This is a genomic window from Deltaproteobacteria bacterium (assembly GCA_017302835.1).
Lineage (GTDB): Bacteria > Bdellovibrionota > Bdellovibrionia > Bdellovibrionales > Bdellovibrionaceae > UBA2316.
In genome coordinates, this window is record JAFLCC010000014.1 from 43,803 (window position 1) to 68,254 (window position 24,452).

The following is a 24,452-nucleotide window of genomic DNA, read 5'->3' on the forward strand; positions in this document are numbered from 1 at the left end:
GTCATACTATTTACAGTATTGAGTACTATAATAATGAGATAACTGAACTCTCGATGAAATGCCTTGACTCATGGGATTAAATATCATGCCATTCCCAGCTGATTCGGGATACAAAACCGTTTTCACTTCATCATTGTAATAAGGATCACTCAAACCTTTTGACCGCATTTCAGTCACTTTTGCCTGAATTGAAATTGGATTTGTAAATACCTTCATTTCCTCTAAGAAGCCCCAAGAAAAAATTTGATCAAAATCTGATGTTACTTGATTCTTCTTATAAATGTTAAAGGCTCCTCTTTCCGACATTTGAATTTTAGTTATCACAAGTAATAATTCATTTCCTTTTGAATCGCATATTTTACTAGTAAAAAGGGGGGCGGCAAACAAACTGGTACAAAATAAAAAGATCGATAATATTATTTTCATATATTTCCTTTGATTGAGTTATTCGCTCAATATAAATTAACTCTTCAGTTTTTTCACCTGTAGATTTTTAGTCAGAGAAGCGCTTTTTTGTTTGTTTACATTGTTGACAGTCAGTTTAAGCTCTGACGGTAGAGCTTGGTTTTTATTTCAGTTAATTTTTCCAAGGAAACCTCGTAGGGTCGTCCGCATACTTGACAGCGAACCTCTGCTGTTTCTTTGCTATGAACCATATCCTCAAGCTCTTGTAATCCTAGTGTTTCAATCGCTTGAAGAACTCGGTCTTGGGTGCAGGGACAAGAATAGGAAAGCGGGAAATGATGCTCGAGTTCTGTATAAGGAATCCCTTGTAAATAAGGTTTTATAAACTCGGTAGCTAGCGTTCCTTTTAATATTTCTTGGGATATACTCGCCTTCATCGCAGCTGCATTTCTTTCCAGTATTTGAACGACTTCATCTTCAACACCTGGCATGACCTCCACAAGGACTCCCCCTGCCGATTGAACTTTGCCATAGGTGTCTAAGTAGACTCCTACAGAAATCACGCTGCGAATCTGATGGGATTGGATCAGATAATGCGCAATATCTTCGCCAATCTCAGAAGAAACTAATTCCACCGTTCCATGGTGGGGTTGCTTTTGAAAGGGCATATGGCGAGTCACCGAAAGGGTCCCCTCACCGATATATTCCTTCAGCTTCAGTCCAGGCACATATTTTTCAGGCTCAAAATAGGTATGAGGAGTGTAGCCCCGCACTTGCCCTTCAAAGTGGGCTTCAGCATAAATCCGACCCATGGGCCCCATGCCCCGAACATAAATCCCAACCTGTTGCTTTTCTTTTAAATGGCTTGCTAACAACAAAGCGCCAACCATAGCTCTGCCGACGGCCATGGTTGGGAGAGGACTGGTGTTTTGAATTTTTTGCATTTCTTTGACAACCGTCGTTGCATTCACTGATGCGGCTCTGAGGGTAAAGTCATTGGACACAAATCGGTGAACTCTTTCCATGAAAAACAGTGAATCATTTTTTAAGAATACATGCAATATTTAAGATGCTTGCCAGATCGAAAAAAGAAATCTAGCATCAAAATCCTATGAAATTTTTAATTTTTAGACATGCAGATAAAAAAGGCGGCCTAGAGAAAGATTCACCCCTAAGCCCCCTGGGTATAAAACAATCCCAACACCTTTTAGAACAAGTTAAAAATAGAAAACTCCCTCGCCCTTCAAAAATTTATTGTTCTCCACGAAAAAGAACCAGCTTGACCATGGGCCCTCTAGCTGAAAACTCTCAGGTTCGAATTAGTGAAACCTCTCTGTTGGATTTGAAACAGCCCCAGGAATCCAATAAAGATTTTCGCTTAAGGATTCAAGAATTTTTAGTCAGTTTCCAATTAGAAGGAGAAGTTCCCTGCGTCTATATTTGCACCCATCAAGACTGGATCGAAGAATTTTTAAGTGTGATTGAGTCTTCAACTGATTTATTAAAACCTGAATATTCATTTTGGCCCTGTGGACAATACATGTATTTCGAGAAGAACGACTTATGGGATCTTCTTGAATTCCAACAGATCTAAAATCTAACCTTATAGAAGAAGGATTTATTTATGGATGCCCCCTACAAAAACCCTCAACCGTTTCCTTCGATCTTCTCTGCTGAAGATCAAAAAAATATCCTCTCACTGGGAGAAGATATTTTAAAAAAAATGGAATCTCATTCTAAAGTTTCCCTATTTTCAAAAGATTATTGGTACGGCTCTATTATGGATTGGAGCATGAAAAATGAGAGTTTTAAAACCAATATGTTTCGCTTCGTGGATGTATTGCCCTCCCTCAACACCAGTCAAGATGTCGCCAAGCATTTGAAGGAGTACTTCAGTGAAAATGGCAACGATCTTCCCAGTGTCTTTAATGTGGGCTTGGGACTTGGAAGCCTCGCCCCGGGATTGATGGCTAGCGCGATTAAAAAAAATGTCACTCAAATGGCAAAAATGTTTATTACAGGTGAAAATCCCCAAGAAGCTTTGAGCTCTTTAAAAAAAATGCGAAAAAATAAAATGACTTTCACTGTCGACATTCTTGGTGAGGCGACTCTTTCAGAAAAAGAAGCCTTCGATTATTCGAATCGCTATAGAGAACTCATGAATGGGCTCGCTAAAGACGCAGAGACCTGGGAGACGATTCCCCAATTAGATCAAGACTGTGATGGCCTCATTCCAAAGGTCAATGTCTCCATTAAAGTTTCCGCTTTATACTCTCAAATTAATGACAAAGCCTGGGACGAATCCAAAACCATTCTTAAAGAAAGACTTAGACCTCTTTTTGAATTAGCCATGACAAAGAATATTTTCCTCAATTTGGATATGGAACAATATTCAATGAAGCATTTAACTTTAGAGGTTTTTAAAGAACTTATTCATGAAGAGAGATTTAAGAAATACCCTTTCTTTGGCTGTGTGATTCAAGCCTACCTTCTGGATTCCTTCGCAGATATTAAAGATCTTTGTGAACAGGCAAAAAAACGTGGCACTCCCTTCACCGTACGCCTAGTTAAAGGCGCTTATTGGGATTATGAAACAGTCGAGGCGGAACAAAGATCTTGGCCTCTTCCCGTCTATACCATCAAAGCGGAAAGTGATGCCAATTACGAGGCTTGCGCCAAATGTCTCATCGATCATTTTCCATTTATTAAGTCGGCTTTTGCCTCTCACAATGTCCGAACTCTTGCCGCCTGTTTAACCTATGCTCAATCTAAACAAGTTCCCAAAAATGGTTTTGAAATTCAAATGCTCCATGGAATGGCAGAGCCCATAAAAAAAACCTTTGTTGATTTAGGTTACCGCCTCAGAGAATACGCTCCTGTGGGAGAATTACTTCCCGGAATGGCCTATCTTGTTCGAAGATTGCTTGAAAACACTTCGAATGAATCCTGGCTCAAGGGGAAATTTGCTGACAACAAAACAACTCAGGAGCTCCTTAAGGATCCCCTTCAAATGATTCAAGAACAAGGGTCTAAAAACGCTCAACAGAAATCAAATCGTTTTATAAATGAACCCTTGCTTGATTTTGCTGTGGAATCCAATCGAAAGAATTTATTACAGGCTTTAGGTCATTTCAAACCTGATCAGGTCAAAATGGTTTTACCACAGATTAACTTCCAACAACAGAATCCCAGCGAATTCCTAAACCGCACGAACCCTTCCATGAAAAATCAAGTCCTTGCAAAAATCGGATTGGCCTCTACAGACATGGCAGAGAAAGCCATCCAAACGGCCCATCAATTCTATCCACAATGGCGAAAAACTTCCCCAGAAACGCGATCACAATATTTATTTAAACTCGCAGATCTTATGAATCAAAAACGATTTGAATTGATAGCCACTCAAGTCTATGAGGTCGGTAAACCTTGGGCCGAAGCCGATGCTGATATCGCCGAAGCCATTGATTTTTGTAAATACTATGCTCAGCACCAACTAGAAATTTCCAAACCCCTTCGCGTGGGCCACATTCCTGGGGAAAACTCGCAATACATTTATAAACCTCGCGGTGTTTGTGTGGTGATCGCTCCGTGGAACTTCCCCTTGGCTATTCTTTGTGGCCAAGTGGTTGCCGCTTTAGTCACTGGCAATACGGTCATCATGAAACCTGCAGAACAAAGCTCTTTAGTAGCCCTTGGGCTCTTTGAAATGCTCAAAGAGGTAGGATTTCCCTCTGGAGCCCTGCAGTTTCTTCCCGGTCTTGGAGAAATCGTTGGCGAGTATTTGGTCAATCATTCCCTTACCACGACCATTGCTTTTACGGGTTCTAAAGCTGTTGGCTTACATATTTTAAAACAGGCCTCTTTGGTTCACCCACAACAAAATCATGTTAAAAAATGCATTATTGAAATGGGTGGCAAAAACGCACTCATCATCGATTCTGATGCGGATTTGGATGAGGCTGTTGAGGGAGTTCTCTACTCCGCCTTTGGTTTTTCTGGGCAAAAATGCTCTGCTGCAAGCCGAGTTATTCTTCTTGAAGATATCTACGAAAAATTTTCAGAACGACTTGTAGAGGCGACTAAATCCATCACTGTCGGATCTTCTCTTTATCCCCAACACTACCTGGGACCCGTTATTGACGAAGAAGCCTATGACCGTATTCAAAGTTTGATTTCAACTGATTCTGCCAAATACAAACTCTTGTATAAATCTCAGGTTTCCAGTGAGGGCTATTTTATTCCTGCAACCTTATTTGGAGAAGTTCCTCCCGACTCTGAACTAGCCCAAGAAGAAATTTTTGGGCCCGTGGTCGCCTTAATCAAAGTTAAGAATATAGATGAGGCCATCGCTGTGGCGAACAACACAAAGTACGCCCTCACGGGAGGACTATTCTCACGAAGCCCTGCTCATATTCAAAAAGTAAAATCAGAATTTGAGTGCGGAAATTTATATATTAACAGAGGAATCACAGGAGCCATGGTCGATCGTCATCCTTTTGGTGGGTATAAACTTTCTGGTATCGGCTCAAAGACCGGTGGACCTGATTATTTAAAACAATTCGTTGAGCCTATTTGTATCACTGAAAATACCTTGAGAAGAGGCTTTGCTCCTCAAGAATAGAGAGCAAGGCTTTTTCTTAAGCTCAATCCCAAGAGGCCTCCAAAAAGAGCGCCTCCAATATGAGCTGTGAACGCGACACCACTAGAAAGTCCGGGTATTTGACTTAGAAAAGAAGATAAATCCGTAAGTAAAAACATTGGAACTATCAGTAAGGTGGGAAGATAAATATAACCGTAGTAGTTTTTTTGTGGTGACAAAAAATAAAAGAACCGCGTTCTTAATTTGGGTTCAAAAAAACAATAGAAGGCAATCATACCACTGACCGAGCCACTAGCTCCCACCATGGGCAGCAAGGTGTTGGGGCTAAAATAGAGATAGAATAAACCGCCGGCAATTCCACTAAATAAATAGAGGAGGACAAAGCCCAAACTGCCAAGGGCTCCTTCAATCCAATACCCGATTAAAAAAACAAAAATCATATTACTTACTAAATGAAGAAAGGTCATATGGGAAAATTGATAGGTAATCCAAGAAAAAGTTCTTTTATTCCCATGGGACAATCCCATGATAAATAAAACTTGTTCTTTAACCTCGGCTTTATATTTATCAATCAATGAAATCCAAAAATCCCACTTTATCGAATCTCGATCAAATTTTCTTTTTTCAATTTCATTCATAAAAAATTGATCTCTGACAGCAAAGGAGGAGATAAGGTAATGGTGTTTTGGGTTGGAAAAATCAAAAGTAGAGAGTAAATCTTTATAATGCTTCTGATCCCTATTTACCAACACGTGTTTCTGGTAATATTCGGTTGTCAAGCTAACTCCGAAAGAGTTAAACAACTCTGATTTTATTTTTTCTGAATCTGAATCTAAAAAAAAGGTTAAATAGAGAACCATATTCAGGAGAATAAAAATATTTGTAAAATTAATATCTTTTCTACTTAAAAAAGTTCTTGGCCAAGGAAAAATCATTTGAGAATTCCCATTCTTTTTTTAAAGGGAACAAAATCAATAAAATCCTTTGGGTTTTCGCCGGCCGGTTTGCGATCAGAATTTTCCTGAATTTTCAAATAGGATTTCATGTAAATCTTTTCAAGATGGTCTGTCCTATCTAATTTTTCAGTGAATTTTTCATAGAGTCCATCCACTATTAAAAAAGCTTCTAAATAATCATTATCCTCAATGTATTTAGATAGAGAATAAGCATAATAAACAAAATCCTCATCCGTTACCTGACTCAAACTCTTATTTGAACTTTCCTGGCATAATACATTTTCTTTTTGAATGTCACAGAATTTTTTTAGATAATCCGTTCTTAAGTTCTTATTTTCAGCAAGCGCGTACCTGGCAAAATAAGTTAATCCCGTTTCATTTTCCTTATCGAATTGATGATTGGTGATTCTTAATATGCACTCTTTGTCTTTAATATTTCTTTTATCCTGAAAATAATCAATTAAGTATTCTTCCAATTTTTTTGAACAGGTCATAACCGAATGTTTTTCCGAGGGCTGTTGATTCTCTATGCTTGTCAAAAAGAAAAAACCCAATCCCATGATAGAGAATCCAACCAAAAGAATGACCTTCACCCACTGCGACAACCAAATCTTAAAATAAATAGAAAGATCATCATTTTGATTTATTTTTTTTAACGTTATCATTCTGGTAAAACTAATTCGATCATAATAAGTTCTTCTATCCGGGCGAAGAAGAATCTCCACAAAAGGAATAAATATAAAAACAAAAGAGAGAAATTTAAATAGAGATCTAAAAAAGAGCGATAAAAAGCTTAAGTCCTTCGGATCTTCGGAAACTAATCTTAGATACAAAAAATAGTGACCCGGGCTGGCTCTTAAAAAATAATTAAACAAAGTTTCATAAAGTACAAAAAGCGAAAATGAAATAAATAAATATTGAAAAATCAAACTTCCATTCGATCCACTTTGCGCATTCAAACTTTGAAGTTTAAGATCGCTCACTATTCCTGAAGTAAAAAGACCTATTAATGGAGTCAATATTAATAAATCAATCACTGTAGCAAATAGCCGGTCTATATGTGGCGGAACATGGCTCTCTGATTTTTTGTTCCTCTTATTTGAGATATCTTCAATAACCATGATTAAGGATCGGAAAAATCTAAAACAAATCGAGGTCTAGTTGTCACAAAAGAAGTAAGAGTGTGTTTGAAAAGTCTAAAATCGAGGCCGCAGGAGGGAGGCAACTGAGGCTTGGCACAGCCAAGTCGCAGGGAGTCCGACCGACGAGAACGAAGATTTAAGACTTTTCAAACATACTCTTATAAGATTTCTAAGGATGATAGCTTGCCATGGGAATCAATGGAAACAGAAAGAGTATCAACAACTAGACCTTTGCTGTCTAGAAGCTCATAAACCTCCTCGCTATTAAAGTCTTTGGTAATTTTATCTTTAAGTTTGTAACTAATGGCATTCTCATTAAATAAAGAAATATACTTTTTTAAAATCGTCTCGCCCTCCTTAACCAAGACCAATTCTTCAGAAGGTCTAATCTGTTTGATACGATGACTTTCACTTTGTACATTATATTTACCCTCTAAGAATGAAAATAATAACTCATCTTTTAAAGATGGTTGAGATGAGTTAATAAAACGAACGTCGTTTTCTTTAGCCGCTAGCCTCTTCGCCAAGGCCTGTTCGTTCAAAATATCATATTTAATCTCTTGTTTTAAAGAGGCAATTCCACGATTTGAATTTTGCATAATAGAGTAATCACGAACCCATTGATTCACTGCCAACGTAAATATAAATAGGCTCAGAATAGACAATCCAAAAACAGCTTTCTGTTCTCTATTTTTCTGAAAGGCTTTTTGACGAATCATTTTTTTTATTGGAAAGTCTAAAATATTTGATCTTTCTTGCTCTTTCATAAATTCATCACCCTTTCTTATTGTACTTTTCCTATCGTCTATATCCTAGAAAAAATATAGCTTTTCTTTGCTTTACAAATTCTTGTTTAAACAGACTCAAGACTAACGTATTGATCAAACTCGCCGATACCATGACTAGATAATCATGCGAATTCAATACCAACCAGAAGGACATTGGTTTCATTTAAAGAGGTTAATTTTATCTACACTTTTGACACTCGAAACATTTTTTTAAACAGTAGTGAAAATGAATTCAGATTTCTCAAAACGAGCTAATCATTATGAGACACTCAGGATTAAAATTGTCATTTCATTGACCGAGTGATTTTTTGTCCTTATCCTAATAGAGTGGTGAGGTGCTTTTGAATCTCCAATTTAAAACAAGTAGAAGTAATAAAGGCATAGGCCACAAAGGCATAGGCCTTATAGAAATATTAATTTCGCTGGCACTTCTTGGCATTGTTTCATCCACCTTCTTGAGTGTGATATTTAACCAGCAAAAACAATTACGTTTAATTAATCAAAAACAAGAAATCGCAGATTTAAAGTCCTACTTGCAATCAACTTTTACCAATTCAGACTCCTGTACTTGCTCCTTAAGACCTACAGATCCTAATAACCCTGGCTCACTGGTTTTTGATAGCACTATCACAGATGGCTCTCAAACCATGACGATACCCAAATTACTGGAAGGCTGTGCTGTTGGCGCAAATAGCCTGGCCACTTCTGGTGATTTTGTTCCTGGGACTCAGACCCAATTAAAAATCAACGATATTAAAATGGTTAAAATTCAACCTGGAGGTAATCCATTAGAGTGGTTTGGCTACATTCAAATTTCATTTGATCCATCTTCAACTGTTGCCAGTCTTAAACCTCTTCAAATTAAACAAAGATTTACCATCGATACGATAGCTCCATCGACAGATTCAAATAGACTTCTTAAATCCTGCATTGCCACAGATCGACTTGAATTCGGCTCTTATCTAAATGTACCGCAAAATACGGTACAAGTTGCTCCCTGCGATGGCTTTTTAAGTACCTTTATTGGTGGGAATGGTATTACCTTCGAACATGGCTATATATGTTCGGGTACGGATCTCGCTAAGGTAACTGAATGCTATGACTATGACGGCGGCGGCCCAGGTGCTAGTACCATATTATCACGAATGAAGGTAGGAACTGGAACCATGGGTATGATTAAAAAAGGTTACTATTATCAAGTGCAGTACTTAGGTGCAGTTCATGATGACACTGGTCCACATAGATGGGCCATCCCTTTTGGAGGGGCCGCAAGCACGTTGGTTTGCCTCACAAACTAACTCACTAACCAAAATAGCTCTGTGACAAATTTTAGTTGTCACCTAAAATTTGTCAATCAAAGCAAACATTCAATTAAGAGTACCTAAGCTGCCTGGTAGGATTTTCTTCGTCGAGCCTGGGAAGGATCAATCTGATATTGCTTCACCTTACGATACAAAGTGGCACGGCCAATCCCTAAGGCTTTGGCGGCCTCTGTCAGATTTCCTTTATATTGAGAGATCGCATTTTCAATCGCCTTTGCCTCCAGATCATCCATTTTTTGAACTTTAGGATCTGAGTTGTTTGCTGTCGGAAACGGAAGAACATTTCCAGGCACACTCGTCAAATTGGGGGCGTTATTAAATCCTGGAGAAAGTGTTGGATAGTCTTGAGACAAGTGCTGTCGAAACAAAGGACTTTCTAATCCCGTTCTCCACTGTTCAGGTGAAAACACTTGAACAAGTACATCTGTATGTTCCCAATATTTTTTTGCATTTTCTATAGCTTCATGGTTATCACTAACCATCATAATTACTGTTCGAGACATGCTTTCTCCTTTTTGCATCTGATTGACACATTATTAAGCGACAGGATTCTTATCGGTGAATCATTTGTAGAATTTAGGGGTCGATGAAAAAAAAAAGAGAAAATAATTAACTGTTGTTTTCAACAAGTTAGGGTCTTAATGGGACGATCGTCCCATTTTGAGACACCATTTCAAACTGGTTCTAATACCTATCTTCTGCCAGATTTGATTTTCAATTGCAGCTTAGATATTAAATGAACTGCCATTTTTTCCTGAACTTTACACATTTTTAATTCATCTCGTCGATAAGATCTTTGCGAAGGAGTTAAGGTTCCTGTTTCGAGTTCCATTTCATAATCTAACTTAGAAGAACGGATTCCCTCAAGCTCTTTAGTTTGTTGCTTGAAGAGCTTGGTGACTCCACTGAGCGGAGCGACTTCAATCCATTCTTCTTTATTTCGATACCAGCTCACCATTCTTAAAAATCTGGCTTTATTTTTTGCCAAAGTAAACTTAGGAAATTGAGTGTCTGATAATTCCAAAATATTATCAATTTCATCCAGATTCATTGAATCTTCTTCATCTTCTCCTAACAACAAAGTAGGATTTTTAAGAATTTCTGCTGCCATGTTTTGATCTTCAAAATCTAAATCAAAAGCAGATTGAATCTTGCCTTTTTTCTCGCCCTCATCATCAGCGTCTGAATCTAAGTCAACATCTAATTCTCTTTCCATTTCAATACCACCATTACCACCAGAAATTTCATTTGCTGACATACTTTATTCCCTCCCAATTAATTTTGATGACTTCTTATACAACACAAATTCAAATGACACAAGACAGAAAGGCCCCTTTTTGTCACCCTGTCTTTTTTATCATCAGCGATGATTTGAAATAATTCTAATAGCCTTTTTAAATGGCAATAGGAAAAATTACTTTGGCCCTGGGCTTGCTAAACTTAATGAGCAGGAGAATCTATGAAGAAATTAATTTATATTCTTACTTCCAGCTTTCTATTCTGTTTTGCCTTATTTTTTTCAGCTTGCACCCCTAAGGATGAAGGCAATAAAGATTTTGAAGTGAACCAGGCTCGACAGGCCTACGAACGCTGCTCTCAGCTCAAAGGCCAAACTTATTGTAACACGGCGAAGGTTGGCAACGTGGTTTCCATATCTGAATTTTATGGGCAAAGTTACTATTATAATTTTTATGGATATAATTCTTACTTATCTGGCGCCCCTCAGGTTAATCAACTTACTTATGAACAAGTTAATACTTATTTTGAAAACTATGTCAAAAAAGCTAGTAAGCAAGAAATACTTACCATGAGCAATCGTTGGCTTCAAATGAGCACCGAAATTAATAATGTAAATACGTTAAACTATCCAGTCACTAGATGCACAGTCTACGGCTGTTTTTAATCCCAATAAAATTTAAGAAAGAAGGACATTATGAAAAAAAAATTCGTCATAGCATTATCAACCCTCTTATTTTCCTTTTCAAGCATTGCCTGTCCAGGAGCAGGTCAGATTAAACTGAAAGCTAAAGATACCGGTGACGTGGTTGGTACTCTTAATACCTATTCCTCGACTCTTCTGATTTCAGAAGGCAATGAAGTTGGCGGAGTTTCGTCTCAGTCATCTTCACTTTCAAAGGGTGTATTTCCTAATTACGGACACAATCTAAGGTGGGTCTGTAATAATTTTAACACTGCAAATGTTAAATCATGTAATGAACTTCTTACTGAACGCCCTAAGGAATACTCGATGCCAGAAGGCGACCAACATTTTGTCATATCGGTTATAAGGACTTCCGACCAGAGTTATAAGGTTTTTACAATAGACAATGTAAAAATGGACCGCAATCAACCCATGGCAAAGGGCGGTTGTGGAATTATTGTTGAGTCATCTAATTAAATCTTAAAACAATTTAACGAAGGCATGTAGGTTAACAAAGCAGGTTCATTAAATTTACAACCTGCTTTCCAAAAACTGTTTTTAATCCTGTGACAAAGTAACTTCATGAACTGCTTTTTCAGCATTCACTAATCCTGCACCCATTTCATTGTTTTCATTTGGTCCCAACGGGGTCGCCGTTTTTTGCAGAATCATTTTTACTTGCGATGGGGTTAAATTTTTATTTGCTGCTTTCATTAATGCCACAATACCTGAAACATGAGGAGTTGCCATACTTGTTCCATTAAAGCTGTCCTGATTGGTAACTAAAATTTCATAGGTGGAATTTACAACCATTCCTTTTTCTAATGACTCCTTTAAGGATTCACCCACTTTTTGTTCCACCATAAACACACCTACGGGCAATTGACTTCCATCGCTGGTAATAGCTCCTTGAATCAAGCCCTCTGTATTGTTATAAAAAATAACGCCAGAGGCTTTGGCTTGAATGGCATTTTTTACTTTATCAATGAACTTGATTTCTCCCCTTTGAATTAAAGCCACTTTGCCTTCAACATTTATTTTGGAAAAATCCTCTTCTTTCCCTAGGCCTGCAAATACCATTTCGTAGGACTCAGGAGTCAAGACTGTTTTGCCGCCCTCAAAAGTAACGCTTCTCACTGTTTGAACGGAACCTTCACCCACAGTGAATGAAACAACTGGAGCTCGGCCATGACCCATGGGTACGGAAGAGACCACATCCACACCAGGGGCAACCACAGCCAGTTCAGGTCCATACTGAGAAAAACTTGCTTTTTTAAATTGAGAATCGATAGCTCCAACAGCAATGACTTCAGGCAAGGCGGCAGGATAACTGATGGAATTTGAGCCATCGTTACCGCTGGCGGCGACTATGGTGACCCCCTCTTTCGAAGCCTTACTGACAGCAAGTCTTTCTGCCGGAGAAGCCCATGCCCCTCCTAAAGACATGCTGATCACATCCACCTTTTGCTGCATTCCCCATTCAATCCCTTCAGCCACGGCCAAGTTAGAACAACCTTCAGGAGCACAAACCCTTCCTGCAAGGATTCTGGCTTTGGGAGCCACTCCCGAAAATCCAGTGGAATCTAAGACTCCGGCAATGGTTCCCGCAACGTGGGTTCCATGGCCAATTGTATCTTTGTAGGGATAACCATCCTGGTCGTCACCTACAAAGTCTTTTCCCAATTCTAAATTTGGTCTTAAGGAAGGGTGATCTCTATCAATTCCCGTGTCCAAAATTAAAACTCTTGCACCCGCTCCTCCCATGGATTCATTCCAGGCTTCGGGAGCTTTGACAGCCAATATCCCCCACGGGGTCATTGAAAAAAAAGAACTGATTTTCTGACTTAAAGGTAAGGCTATTTTTTTAAAATTTCTTACAAGAAAGGGTAAGGGTCGGATCACCTCGGTATCGATCAATAGAACATTTTTATTTTTTCTTAATTCCAAAATTTCTGTATCTTCAAGTTGATCAACAATTAATGAATTTAAACGACTCAATGTTTTTTTAATTTGGGAAACTTTTATCTGATTTCCTAACGACTGAACTAACTTGTCTGCTTGATTTCTTTGTTCAACTTGATTCTTGCTTATCAAATTTTGAGTTAGGCCAAAAGTAACTACTTCCTTTCTAGCTGACTCTTTCATAAAGATAATGACTCGTTTAGCTTCAGAATTCAGGACTAACAGAGTGACTGCAAAAAATAGAAACTTTCGTTTAAAAATTAAAAACATTGGACCCCTCTTCCTTGAGTTATCCCTATTTCAAAGAACTTATATTTTAATAGCAACGAAAAAATTTTATCGTTAAATATAAATTATTTTTATATCCTTTGGAATCAGGTCAATAAAATATATAATTTAAAGAAAACTTGTCAGTTACGTTAATTCTTGAGGCGGAAGTATGTTGAATAAATTAGTTCATGTTGTCGCGATTTGCAGCGATAAAATTATCAAACTAATTACCCACTTTGATTTTCCAATGAAAATTGAAGATTTAGACCATAGTCTGGCTTCGAAAAAGTTTTTACTGGCTGCGACCTGGCACAATTAAAACACCACCAAAAATCAAAATGGAAATCTGATCCTTGGGATTAGCGGTGCCGAAAATATTAACATGCCTGAAATAGGCGGATTAGATGCTATCTTTCAGCTCAAAGAGATTTTCAAAAAAACTAAGCTGCTTTCAATTTTTTCAATCCATCAGAAATTAATAACCTCATCAAAACTTGGTAGGGAATTCCTTTACTAGCTGCAATTTCTTTTAGTTCACGAAGCATTTCTTCTTCTAAGGCGATGCTAGTTGGTTTGCGACGAGCGCCTTTTAGGCGACTAAGTCCGGCTAGAACTTCTTTAGTGTCAAATTGAATGCGATCATAAATTTTTAATCGTCTTACTGATTTCTTCATACAAAGTCCTTTCTTTTTTGCTGGCAGCGCGACCACTGATTGGACGAACACGACCATCTCGTAATGTAAAAACAACAGATAACATTCGACCCATTTTTGTTGGACCAATTAAGCAAAGACGCTCTTCTTCTACGGAAGGTGAAATTTGTCTGCCTAAAGGAACAGCCATTTTCATTTCAAAAACAGATTCAATTTCATCTAAATCCACATCATGCTTTTTTAAACTTTTTTGACTATTACCAGCGTCCCATTCGAATTCAAAACGTTACCTTGCTGATACCAATAAGCGAGCCAAAGTAAAAATTTAAACTGAGCCATATCTTATAAAATCCTTACTGGTCAACAAACACTATAACAACACTATAGTACACTATACTAAAAGTCAATACTAATATACTCAGACTCACGACTTGCCAATACGCTACTGACCTTGAATCAGCAGCAATTGGTATTCATTATCAATTTGATCTGATGAGTCCCCTCATCATCAACTAAGGGAACTTCTACAGATGGCAATGTTTTTCCATCCAGCTTCAAAATATGACTAGCCACTTTCTCCTCATTTAATTGTGGCAATTGTTGAATCACCTCAATTTCATAAATGGTTTTTCCATGTTGATAGCGGAGTTCAAATCCCTTCCAGGATTTCGGCAGGCACGGATGAAGCCGCAGTTTCTGACCACGCAATTCAAATCCAAGCAAGGACTCTAGCCCTGCACGGTACATCCAACTTGCAGAGCCGGTGTACCAAGTCCAACCACCTCTCCCCGTATGGGGTGATTGGCCATAAACATCAGCGGCTATCACATAGGGTTCCACTTTGTATTTATTTAAACCCACTAAATTAGCTGCATGGTTGATGGGATTAATCAGAGCAAATAATTCAACAGCCTTGTCAGCTTCGCCTAAGGCCGCAAAGGCCATCAAGGTCCAAATCGCCGCATGGGTGTATTGTCCTCCATTTTCGCGAACACCTGGAACATAACCTTTGATATACCCAGGATCGATGATTCCTTTATCAAAGGGCGGATCGAAAAGTTGTATTAAAGAATCTTCTTTCCGTATCAGATATTTTTCAACCGCCTTCATCGCCTGCGCGCTTCTTTCTAAATTTCCAGCGCCTGAAAGAACGGACCAAGACTGAGCAATGGAATCAATACGACACTCCTCATTCTTTTGACTTCCCAGAGGTGTCCCATCATCAAAAAAAGCCCGAAGATACCAATCTCCATCCCATGCATTCTCCTCAAGAGCTATAGATAATTTATTTCTATGTTCTTGATAAATAAAGGCCCGCTCAAACTCCTTGGCAGATTCTGCCAAAGGAATAAACTGTTCCAATGTTTTATTTAAAAACCAGGCCACCCAAACACTTTCACCTTGCCCTTGATTTCCAACTCGGTTCATTCCATCATTCCAATCACCCGAACCCATCAAAGGCAATCCATGACGACCGACTTTTAAACTCAAATCCAAAGTTCTTGCACTGTGTTCATAAATCGTCGCTGAATGTATCGAAGTCGATGGTTGAGTGTAAGCATCGTCCTGTCCTGATTCCAATGGTGGAGCTTCAATAAAGGCCACTCTTTCTTCCAAAATACTGCGATCTCCGGTTGTGGCAACATAGAAACTAAGAACATAAGGTAGCCAAATGAGATCATCTGAAAAACGAGTCCTGACACCTCTGCCTGTGGGTGGGTGCCACCAATGCTGAACGTCCCCTTCCTTAAATTGGCGAGCCGAGGCGCGAAGAATCTGTTCACGTGCTATTTGCGGTTGGCTATAAACAAGAGCCATCACATCTTGGAGTTGATCACGAAATCCGTAGGCCCCTCCCGATTGATAAAAAGCAGACCTTGCCCACAGACGACAAGAGAGGGTCTGATATAGCAGCCATCGGTTCATCATGATGTCCATAGATAAATCGGGGGTCTTAATCTGGATCGTTCCTAAAACTTTGTCCCAGTGATTCTTCACCTTCTCTAAAGTTTCTTCAATAAGAATAGGTTGACGGTATTTCACCGCAAGTTCTTTTGCCTCCGTGTAACTAGCTCCATCCCCAAGTAAAAAGACTATTTCTCGTTCTTCCTGAGGCTCTAACTGGATTTGACTTCGAAAAGCGGCGCAAGGATCATAGCCAGCACCGGATCGTCCCGAAAGATCTTTATTCCTCATGGCCTCTGGCTTGGCAAGACTTCCATTTCTGCCAATAAATTCTTTTCGATCACATGTAAAACTGGATTCCTTTTCATTGGTCGCAGCAAAAACCACTCTGCCAGCAAATTCATTATTTGTTGGATTACGAGCAAATACCAATCCTCCAATGGGATCATTTTCAGTAATGACATAGGGAGCGGTGTTCCCTCGATAAAATCCCAGGACCCACTCTACATAATGAGTTACGGAAATATTTCTGGATTCTTCACCTCTATTTTTTACTTTAAGTCGGCTTATTTTTACGGGAGAATCCATGGCCACAAATACAGTTAACTCTTGATCTATCCCATGACTTGCGTGACGAAATTCCGTATACCCATGACCATGGGTAATTTTATATGGCTGATCGTCACGAATGGGTAAAGGTGTTGGTGTCCAAAACTCCCCACTGTCCTCATCTCTGAGATAGATAGCCTCACCCGCGGGATCACTGACAGGGTCATTGGACCAAGGAGTTAATCGATTTTCGCGGCTATTAACTGACCACGTGTAGCCCGCCCCTGACTCTGAAATAAGAAACCCAAAATCATGACTGTTAGCTATCACGTTGATCCAAGGAGCTGGCGTCCACTGATCCTTCTTCTTTAAAAATATAATATATTCATGCTGTTTTTTGGTAAAGCCTCCAAGTCCATTAAAAAATAAAAGTTCCTGTCGATCCTGATGTCGATCCTGGAACGGCGAGCTTGCGGAAATTTTATTAAATGATCTATTGCTGGCTCCTGCATCAACACTGGGCATGAGCCTTTCAGGACGCTCGCTCTCTATAGCTCGACGCTCAATTTGTTCGGTTAAAGTTCCCTTTTCGGCACTCAAGCTGACCCGAGCCACTGACTTGATAAGTAATAAATCCTCGGCCGTCATCAAATCAGAACGACGAATAAAAATACCACCTGGCTTGTCGATTAACGATTGAGCTCCACTCATGCGGATTTGCCTTTGCAACTCGTCTTGCAGGGACTGAATATAACTGGTGGTATGCTCATTTAAAATGACTAAATCAAATTGGACTCGTTTTAATCGAAGGTACTCATGGGCCCGCAATAATTCCCTAACCATTTCGATGTCCTTCTCATCACTAATACGAACTAAAAGGAGGGGGTGATCGCCACTGATCCCGTAGGCCCAAAGATTAGAAATAGGTTTGGTGTTTAAAGCCAGCACCCGAGAACGTGGTCGCAATGAAGGATCTGAGTATATAAGTCGAGCCGCCAATCGTTGAAAAGTATCTGCCATATCCAGACTCACATTAAGATGGCGCAATTGAACCCTGGCCCGAGTCCAAGCCAAATCAGCTTCTCGCGAAAAAATATGATAGTCATGATACTTGTCTGCCAAGCGCAATGCTTCTTCTCTGGTTGAAGCCATGCCTGTTGCAAAAATAATTCGAAGTGTTTCTCCGGGGGGAATGCGAACGACTTGCCTTAAAGAAAAAATGGGATCCAGCACCGCACCGACGGTCTGCGAAAGCGGCCGATCCTCACTCATCGCAAAAGGCGCAGAAAGATCATGACCTCTTCCAACAAAACGAGATCGATCGGTTTCATATTGTAATGGACCAATCGCCTCACCCTCTGTTACCAAAACATGAAACCCCCAAATAGAAGTTTGGTTCTCCGATCTCTTTCTTCTGGTAGCTATTAAAGCCCCTTCTTCAGAAGCAAATTCAGTCTGAACGAATAAATTACTAAAACTAGGATGAGCGATATCGTCTGCTGACTTAGCAAGAACCACTTCCATAAAACTTGTCACTTCATACTCACAAGCCCGGCTTGAGTTATGACTCAATGAAATCCTACGAAGTTCCACATTGTCTTCGGGAGAGATAATTATTTCCGAATGAGTTGTTGTTTTGATTCCTTGCTCTTTGTCTTCACGCCAAAATTCAGCTTTATCTTCGGTAAAGGTGACCTCATAACTTTGAGGTTTCATTCCTATGGGCAAATAGGTGGCCGACCATATTTTTCCCGAGGACCGCTCGCGGATATAAAAATATTGTCCCCAATGATCTTTCGTCACATCCTCTCGCCAACGGTTAACGGCAAGACCATCACAGATCGAAAATCCCGAACCGGCTGAAGTGATCATCACTGAGTAGTTTCCATTGGATAGCAACTGAGTTCGCGGCGTTGAAAGATGAACATCCGTGTACTGACGAGGCTTTTCATTTACGGAGTAAAGAAAAAATCCTTTAGTGGCACTGACTTCTTCAGCCCGCGGGCGAGTCAAAGCCACATCTTGAGGTACTTTTTCTTGAAGTAAAAGTTGTGTCGCTTGAACCAAGGGTTCCGAGTGAAATCGCACCTGCATGATGTTTTGATTCAACAAATTATTCATCGCCACGAGGCTCATCCCTTGGTGATGAGCCATAAAAGATTTTAGAATCACATGCTTTTTATTCTTGGGAAGTCTTTCAGAAGTGTAATCAATGGATTCAAAAAAACCGAATCGGGAAAAGGCCCCCATATGTTCTAAGCGTTGCAAATTGCTTAAGGCCTGCCAGGGGTCAATCATTGCCGCCAACATCGTTGAGTAGGGCGATATCACCAGATCATCACTCAATCCTCGTTTTAAACCAAAACCAGGAATCCCAAAAGGAGCGTATTGATAATTTAATTGCAGATCTCGAGTGTTATATCCCGCCTCAGAGACCCCCCAAGGAACCCCTTGCTCTTGCCCATATTGAATTTGTCTCTCGACAACGGAATCGTAGGTTTGATCTAACAAGGTACCTTCATAACGACGCATGACCAGTAAGGGCATTAGATACTCAAACATCGTCGCCGTCCAAGCCACCAAGGCTCGATTCCCTTGAACTGCGGTCATTTGCCGCCCCAAACGGTGCCAATGTTCCTGAGGCACATCCCCCTTCGCAATAGCAACAAAACTAGCCAGCCGAGATTCCGATGCCAGAAGATCATAGTAAGAATTATCTTTTCGACTGTTGGCTACATCATAACCAATTGAAAATATTTTTCGACGATCATCAAATAAAAATCGAAAGTCCATTTTATGAACGAGCTCATCACAAATATCCATCAAGGATTCCAACCTCCATAAAAGCTTGGTACCCGAAAAATCAATCTGTATTTCTCTAAGAATATCCCGTTCAAATTCATGAGCCTGATTCAGCAGGGCCTTCATCCAAAAACGAGCTTCCACTGACTTTTCAGAAGCCCCTTCCATCGCTAAGGTATTTAAAATATCTTCAGCCTCTATGAGCTTTTCAAACAAAATCACCATAAAAGTGTTTTTCTCTTCAGGACTGGTGATTTGACAACTTTCTGTATACTTCGAAATAGAGTCGATAGATTCTTGCATCAAACTCATGGTGATAGTGCCAGAACTTAAACTTGAAATTTTAAGCAGATCCACTTCCTCTTTGAGGATAAAGAGGGAATCACGAAAACCACTCAGCTTTAGAGGCTGTGGTTTAAGTTGAATGCCCGCAAGAACTTGTTTTAAGGTCAACAAATGCCCTGCCAAATTACCACTATCCACCGTTGATATATACTCCGGTTTTAAGGGCTCCAAAGTGATCGTGTCATACCAATTAAAGAAATGGCCATGAAAGCGCTTCATTTTCTGAAGGGTATTCAAGGTTTTTTCCAAAGACTCGACAAATTGAATCAGCCCGAGATATCCCAAATCAAACGCCGAAGCGGTGGAAAGTAATTGCAAACCCACATTTGTAGGTGAGGTCCTGTGGGCCAGCACGGGAAATGGGTCTTCTTGAAAGTTATCTGGAGCCAACCAATTATCTTTTTCTCCAACAAAAGTTTCGAAGAAGTGCCAAGTCCTGCGAGCATAAAGACGATAACTTTGAATTTCCTGAGCCCCTAAGGGAACCCTTTTCAGTCGGCGTTTGGTTCCCAAGAATTCTTGAATCAGGGGACCAGATATCCACGCCAATAAAAAAGGTGAAGCGACCCAAAAAGATTCCAAGCGAAAATAAGCTAACCCAAAGGCTAAAAGAAACCCCGTCAGAGGACCCGCCTTTGTCTTCCAACTGATGACCATTGCTCTTTTAGATGGATTAGATGGATCCAACTTCTCAGCCTTCTCGGCCTTTTCAGACTGTTCTGACTGAGCAAATGTGACCCATTCCAATAACTTTCTTTTTGAAATTAATTTTCGGTAAAGGGTTCGGGTTATGGCATCCAACTGATTCCAAGCTTGGGGCGCCAAAAATACAAATAGCAAAGTCATTTGCCCTATCTGAATCTTTGTCTCAGCCCAAACATTTGCAAAATGTCCACGCCACTGAATCCCCCTACGATGAAAAATAAGACTGTTCGTCAAAGACGCCACAGCCGGAAATAGTGCCATCATCACCACAAGAAGAGTCCAAAATAAAGGGGTGCCAGGAAGAACTGTCCACCCCAGAAAAAGCCATAAAGTCATGGCTGGCTGAACAAGACTTCGACGAAGATTATCAAAAATCTTCCAACGGGATATCCAGGGTAAACAGTTGGTGACATACTTTCCTTGTTCTGTAGGCACCCAGGGTAAAATCCATGGAGCAATTTGCCAATCGCCTCTGGTCCAGCGATGCTGACGTTTAGCAAAGATATCGTAGGTCGAAGGGTAATCATCAAAAAATTCGATATCAGTCACCAATGCTGAACGAGCAAAGGAACCCTCAAATAGATCATGACTTAAAATTGCATTTTCTGGAGCCCGATTTGCTAAAGCAGCCTCAAAGGCATCCACCACATAAAGCCCCTTGCCTGTATAGCTCCCCTCCGAAAATAAATCTTGATAAACATCGGAAACCGAAGTGGTGTAGGGATCTAGGCCCTTACTTCCAGAATAAAGATGAGCAAAATGAGTTCGCATTGCACTTGTTAACGCCACACTGATTCGAGGCTGTAAAATACCATAGCCCTTGGTAACCAAAGAGAGCTGTGGGTCCAATTGTGGTCGATTTAATGGATGCAAGATTGTCCCAATCAACTTATGAGCCGCTTCCCGAGGCAGCTGCGTGTCTGAATCCAAGGTAATCACGTATTGAATTTGTCGAAGCAGATCTTCGGGGGCTGTGACCAAAACATAACTTGTTGATTTTCCCTGCTCAGGTCGCAGTAGGCGATTAAACTCTAACAGCTTTCCCCGTTTCCTTTCCCAACCAATCCATTTCCCCTCCGAGGGGTTCCACAAACGCCGGCGATGAAATAGATAGAATCGACTTTCAGAATTTATCGCATAGCGAGCATTTAAATCCTTAATTCCTTCTTCTGCCGTACTTAAAAGTAAATGATCCTGAGGCATGGTTTCCGTCGGTGCATCCGAAAAATCTCCTAAAAGAGCAAAATAAATGCAAGGATCTTGATTGGCTAAATAATGAATTTGCAATCTCTGCAAAAGTTCTTCAACACCCCTCACGCTTGTAAAAAGTGTCGGAATGACCACCATGGTTTTCGCCTCATTAGGGATTCCCTTGGACGTATCCATTTTGGGTAAATGTTTGGGCTGAATAAAAAAAGTGATATAGTAATTCAATAAACTCAAAGCCAATTCACTGGCTGGCACTAAAGCAAGAAGAGAAATTAAAATGCACGCTAAAAAATCCTCCCCTTGAGCCAATACATACATCATCACGGGAAAAAGCAAACAGGCTGTTATAAACCCTAAAAAACCAAGATATAAAGGTGTTGGATGCGCCAATAAAAACCGATACAGTCTTTCTAAAAATCGAGGTCGGTAGGAAAAATGCTTTTCAACTTCCTTTACCCCCTCACCTATCAAGTAGTAGCCCACATGGGAGCGGGGGTTAGGCCAATGGCTCAACTTTTCATTCTCAGCCAACTCGATGACATATTTGGCGATTTCTAGTTCTCCACCGCTGGAGGCCTTAGCGATTCGTTCGATGGCGTGGCGGTTGGCATCCCGAGTGGCGAAATCCATTTTAAGATACACCTGCGCGGGGTCTCTAGATAAAATGGGATCAACCAAACTCACACTTTCAAAAAAATCACGCCAATCCAGGGCTGATAACAATCGCATGCTTGAAATAATATTTCCAACCGTCACCTGAGCGGCCGCCTGCTGAAGATGCTCTAGCTGAATTACCTGTTGTGTGCTCGTTGATCTGAGGCTCAGTTGATTTTCTAACCAATCCAATGCCGGTGCAATGTTAGGATCCTGATCCCGCAAGCGTTGGACTAATTGGACAATGAAAGCTCGATCGAAGTGACCTTCGCTCTTGGCCCTCTCAAACTCTTGAGAAAGCCTATTTACGAGGTCTTGGGGTTGTGCTTGCGGCAACGCTGCCAATGCCAATAGCTGATCCGCAAAAACATCAGCCTTTTGACGATTTTTTCGACCATTGACTATTCGCAAAGCCAAAGGGGTAAGTCGATCCAAGAGTGCAATCCTTAAGGTGATAGGAACCGCCCAAAGTTCGCCAATACTCAAAGGAGCCACTTTTTGAAAGGACTGGATAAACCGTCTTAGATTTTCTCCATCCAGGCGGCTATCGGTATGAGCAATGATTGCCATTGCCATCGCATAAACCCGCGGGTAACCCTTCAGCTCACCCGTTTCCAATTTAGGAAGCTCATAATAATAATTTCGTGGTAGATCTTGTTCAATCTCGCGCAACTGATCTTCGATAATATAATAATTATCTACAAACCATTCCGCCGCTGGCGATACGACCTGTTTGTCCTTGATCGTCTGAGCCGTCAAAGAATACACCTGCAGTAGCTTCCGTTTACTTTCTTTAAGTTTTGGAAAAAGAGAGCGTCCCCTTTGGGGGACTTTTGTTGTTTGAAGTTCATTAGCTAAATGAATGGCATACTGTTCGAGTCGCTCGACGCTAAAGATTTCTTCATGAATTAAATCCTCATTCAAAAGATCAGTAGAACGCCGTAATATTCTCAAAAAATCTGTATAGATTCTACTGGGGGAAGCTTTCATGTCATAGGTCTTTCTGTGTTTAAAGAGATGAGCTGAGTATAGGGTTAATAGTATTTATAACAACTATTTTTATTATACTTCGATCCAGGAAGTCCAGCAGCTTCTGGTGAATTCACATGCCCTAGGGCATCGATTACCTTATTGTAAAAAGGAAGAAGGGATCTTTGACTCTCATTCGATGAATCCAGTGGTCTACCACTTCGCATCACTGCTTGCATCATTGTTAACTCAGCTACCGTCATCGGCAGCTTGATACCATCCAAAGACATCTTTTTTCGTAAAAAATCGCCCCACATAAATTCAAGGAAGGGAATAGAAACTTTGTCGTAACCACCAAAATCTCTAAAATAGTACGCAAAACTTCGGAAAGGATCATCTTGCAAATCTACGATTCTTTTAGGAAGGTCTTTAGGATCGATTGCTGATCCGTCTTGTTTCTTTAGGTAAACGAAATTATTTTCCTTCATTTGTTGCCAAAACTCATCCATTTTTTGATCTTCTGTTTGGTCTGTTGTTTGATCTACAGGATTCCTTGATTTCTTTTCTTGGCCTGACTTGGACCGATCTGATTTGTCCTTTGATTTAGAATTGTCTTTGACTAATTTAACACTCTTTTTTTTCCCATTTTCATATTGTGATAAATCCCAAACCTCAACATAAGTTTTTCTAACCTTCATTTCCAACAAAGCAGTACACAAATGATGATGATCGACAAGATAGTAATTACCACTTGGTGCTAAAATCACAGGTACTGGATGTTTTTTTAGATAATCATCCAACTGCTCTGTGTTCAATTGAGTTAACATATCTCTTTTAACCGCCACCGCAGCCACTCCCACGCTTGATTGAGTTGGAAGCAACTGCATAATTTCCATCTTTTGCAATTCAAAATCACTCTTCGAATAACTCGCGATACTTATTTTAATAAATACGAGACAAATAATAAGCCAATTCATTTGCGATCCTTCGGTTGTGTAAACAGTAAAGAAAATGGCTCGGTCACCAATCCAATCCAATACAATTCAATGAACAGTTGACAGCGCCAGTTAACAGTGCCATTTAAAATAACTAACTATAAAACATTCCTTTGCCATTCCTGGGCCATCCCTATAAGAGAAAAGTCCTAAGTCTGATTAACTTAAAAGAGATTGAATTGGGAACTTTCTAAAATTAGTGGGAAATATGTGGAAAACTAGGTTTAGATAATTTCAACTTTTACTTAAAGTAAGACTTTAAGTTTTAACAGGTCCAGATTTCAATTTAATTCCAAAGTATAA

General features: G+C 39.9%; 18 protein-coding genes. 6 read left to right on the forward strand and 12 right to left on the reverse strand.

The window, feature by feature from the left end; genetic code table 11:
• Nucleotides 1-6 precede the first annotated feature (6 nt).
• Nucleotides 7-426: a hypothetical protein gene (locus J0M15_13580; protein ID MBN8538079.1), complete on the reverse strand. Its 420-nt coding sequence runs from the start codon at nt 424-426 to the stop codon at nt 7-9.
• Between the two features lie 110 nt (nt 427-536).
• Nucleotides 537-1,430, reverse strand: coding sequence for an Hsp33 family molecular chaperone HslO (locus J0M15_13585; GenBank protein ID MBN8538080.1), 894 nt, complete (start codon nt 1,428-1,430; stop codon nt 537-539).
• Nucleotides 1,431-1,516: 86 nt separating this feature from the next.
• On the opposite strand from J0M15_13585, the gene J0M15_13590 reads away from it, so the two are divergent.
• Nucleotides 1,517-1,999: a histidine phosphatase family protein gene (locus J0M15_13590; GenBank protein ID MBN8538081.1), complete on the forward strand. Its 483-nt coding sequence runs from the start codon at nt 1,517-1,519 to the stop codon at nt 1,997-1,999.
• Nucleotides 2,000-2,029: 30 nt separating this feature from the next.
• Nucleotides 2,030-5,023 carry a proline dehydrogenase family protein gene (locus J0M15_13595; protein ID MBN8538082.1) on the forward strand — a complete coding sequence of 998 codons (2,994 nt, stop codon included), beginning with the start codon at nt 2,030-2,032 and terminating at the stop codon, nt 5,021-5,023.
• Here the strand turns inward: J0M15_13595 and J0M15_13600 are convergent.
• From J0M15_13600 to J0M15_13610, 3 genes are all read right to left on the reverse strand, one after another.
• A complete protein-coding gene (locus J0M15_13600) occupies nt 5,014-5,937 on the reverse strand; it encodes a rhomboid family intramembrane serine protease (GenBank protein ID MBN8538083.1) in 924 nt (307 codons plus the stop codon). The two genes, J0M15_13595 and J0M15_13600, sit on opposite strands and share 10 nt — an antisense overlap.
• On the reverse strand, nt 5,934-7,079 hold the full coding sequence (locus J0M15_13605; GenBank protein ID MBN8538084.1) for an RDD family protein: 1,146 nt from the start codon (nt 7,077-7,079) through the stop codon (nt 5,934-5,936). Before J0M15_13605 ends, J0M15_13600 begins: the two co-directional genes overlap by 4 nt.
• 179 nt (nt 7,080-7,258) lie before the next feature.
• The gene (locus tag J0M15_13610; GenBank protein ID MBN8538085.1) at nt 7,259-7,867 is read right to left on the reverse strand and encodes a hypothetical protein; all 609 of its coding nucleotides are present in this window, start codon (nt 7,865-7,867) and stop codon (nt 7,259-7,261) included.
• A gap of 362 nt (nt 7,868-8,229) precedes the next feature.
• Between J0M15_13610 and J0M15_13615 the strand changes: the two genes are divergently transcribed.
• Nucleotides 8,230-9,186, forward strand: coding sequence for a type II secretion system protein (locus J0M15_13615; GenBank protein ID MBN8538086.1), 957 nt, complete (start codon nt 8,230-8,232; stop codon nt 9,184-9,186).
• A gap of 83 nt (nt 9,187-9,269) precedes the next feature.
• On the opposite strand, the gene J0M15_13620 is transcribed toward J0M15_13615, so the two are convergent.
• Both J0M15_13620 and J0M15_13625 read right to left on the reverse strand, forming a co-directional pair.
• Nucleotides 9,270-9,713, reverse strand: coding sequence for a hypothetical protein (locus J0M15_13620; protein MBN8538087.1), 444 nt, complete (start codon nt 9,711-9,713; stop codon nt 9,270-9,272).
• A 188-nt stretch (nt 9,714-9,901) separates the two neighbouring features.
• Nucleotides 9,902-10,426 (reverse strand): hypothetical protein, encoded by a 525-nt coding sequence (locus J0M15_13625; GenBank protein MBN8538088.1) that lies wholly within the window; start codon nt 10,424-10,426, stop codon nt 9,902-9,904.
• 243 nt (nt 10,427-10,669) lie between these two features.
• Here J0M15_13625 and J0M15_13630 point away from each other — a divergent pair, with 243 nt between their 5' ends.
• Together J0M15_13630 and J0M15_13635 are read left to right on the forward strand one after the other, a co-directional pair.
• Nucleotides 10,670-11,113 (forward strand): hypothetical protein, encoded by a 444-nt coding sequence (locus J0M15_13630; protein ID MBN8538089.1) that lies wholly within the window; start codon nt 10,670-10,672, stop codon nt 11,111-11,113.
• 30 nt (nt 11,114-11,143) lie between these two features.
• Complete coding sequence (locus J0M15_13635) at nt 11,144-11,608, forward strand: hypothetical protein (protein MBN8538090.1); 465 nt, start codon at nt 11,144-11,146, stop codon at nt 11,606-11,608.
• Between the two features lie 81 nt (nt 11,609-11,689).
• On the opposite strand, the gene J0M15_13640 is transcribed toward J0M15_13635, so the two are convergent.
• Entirely contained in the window at nt 11,690-13,363 is a 1,674-nt protein-coding gene (locus J0M15_13640; GenBank protein ID MBN8538091.1) for a S8 family serine peptidase, read from the reverse strand.
• A 169-nt stretch (nt 13,364-13,532) separates the two neighbouring features.
• On the opposite strand from J0M15_13640, the gene J0M15_13645 reads away from it, so the two are divergent.
• Nucleotides 13,533-13,682, forward strand: coding sequence for a hypothetical protein (locus tag J0M15_13645; protein ID MBN8538092.1), 150 nt, complete (start codon nt 13,533-13,535; stop codon nt 13,680-13,682).
• Between the two features lie 121 nt (nt 13,683-13,803).
• Here the strand turns inward: J0M15_13645 and J0M15_13650 are convergent, their stop codons facing one another.
• The 4 genes from J0M15_13650 to J0M15_13665 form a co-directional block, all read right to left on the reverse strand.
• Nucleotides 13,804-14,037 (reverse strand): hypothetical protein, encoded by a 234-nt coding sequence (locus tag J0M15_13650; protein MBN8538093.1) that lies wholly within the window; start codon nt 14,035-14,037, stop codon nt 13,804-13,806.
• Nucleotides 14,003-14,245: a BrnT family toxin gene (locus J0M15_13655; protein ID MBN8538094.1), complete on the reverse strand. Its 243-nt coding sequence runs from the start codon at nt 14,243-14,245 to the stop codon at nt 14,003-14,005. Before J0M15_13655 ends, J0M15_13650 begins: the two co-directional genes overlap by 35 nt.
• A 227-nt stretch (nt 14,246-14,472) precedes the next feature.
• Nucleotides 14,473-23,175: a hypothetical protein gene (locus J0M15_13660; protein MBN8538095.1), complete on the reverse strand. Its 8,703-nt coding sequence runs from the start codon at nt 23,173-23,175 to the stop codon at nt 14,473-14,475.
• Between the two features lie 44 nt (nt 23,176-23,219).
• Complete coding sequence (locus J0M15_13665; GenBank protein MBN8538096.1) at nt 23,220-24,131, reverse strand: hypothetical protein; 912 nt, start codon at nt 24,129-24,131, stop codon at nt 23,220-23,222.
• Between the last annotated feature and the right edge of the window lie 321 nt (nt 24,132-24,452).

Excerpts from the sequence above, each read along its gene's own strand:
- J0M15_13585 (MBN8538080.1), bottom strand. The coding sequence starts at position 1,430 with ATGGAAAGAGTTCACCGATTTGTGTCCAATGACTTTACCCTCAGAGCC.
- J0M15_13650 (MBN8538093.1), bottom strand. The coding sequence starts at position 14,037 with ATGAAGAAATCAGTAAGACGATTAAAAATTTATGATCGCATTCAATTT.
- J0M15_13580 (MBN8538079.1), bottom strand. The coding sequence starts at position 426 with ATGAAAATAATATTATCGATCTTTTTATTTTGTACCAGTTTGTTTGCC.
- J0M15_13605 (MBN8538084.1), bottom strand. The coding sequence starts at position 7,079 with ATGGTTATTGAAGATATCTCAAATAAGAGGAACAAAAAATCAGAGAGC.
- J0M15_13660 (MBN8538095.1), bottom strand. The coding sequence starts at position 23,175 with ATGAAAGCTTCCCCCAGTAGAATCTATACAGATTTTTTGAGAATATTA.
- J0M15_13620 (MBN8538087.1), bottom strand. The coding sequence starts at position 9,713 with ATGTCTCGAACAGTAATTATGATGGTTAGTGATAACCATGAAGCTATA.
- J0M15_13640 (MBN8538091.1), bottom strand. The coding sequence starts at position 13,363 with ATGTTTTTAATTTTTAAACGAAAGTTTCTATTTTTTGCAGTCACTCTG.
- J0M15_13590 (MBN8538081.1), top strand. The coding sequence starts at position 1,517 with ATGAAATTTTTAATTTTTAGACATGCAGATAAAAAAGGCGGCCTAGAG.
- J0M15_13635 (MBN8538090.1), top strand. The coding sequence starts at position 11,144 with ATGAAAAAAAAATTCGTCATAGCATTATCAACCCTCTTATTTTCCTTT.
- J0M15_13595 (MBN8538082.1), top strand. The coding sequence starts at position 2,030 with ATGGATGCCCCCTACAAAAACCCTCAACCGTTTCCTTCGATCTTCTCT.
- J0M15_13645 (MBN8538092.1), top strand. The coding sequence starts at position 13,533 with ATGTTGAATAAATTAGTTCATGTTGTCGCGATTTGCAGCGATAAAATT.
- J0M15_13610 (MBN8538085.1), bottom strand. The coding sequence starts at position 7,867 with ATGAAAGAGCAAGAAAGATCAAATATTTTAGACTTTCCAATAAAAAAA.
- J0M15_13625 (MBN8538088.1), bottom strand. The coding sequence starts at position 10,426 with ATGGAAAGAGAATTAGATGTTGACTTAGATTCAGACGCTGATGATGAG.
- J0M15_13665 (MBN8538096.1), bottom strand. The coding sequence starts at position 24,131 with ATGAATTGGCTTATTATTTGTCTCGTATTTATTAAAATAAGTATCGCG.
- J0M15_13630 (MBN8538089.1), top strand. The coding sequence starts at position 10,670 with ATGAAGAAATTAATTTATATTCTTACTTCCAGCTTTCTATTCTGTTTT.
- J0M15_13600 (MBN8538083.1), bottom strand. The coding sequence starts at position 5,937 with ATGATTTTTCCTTGGCCAAGAACTTTTTTAAGTAGAAAAGATATTAAT.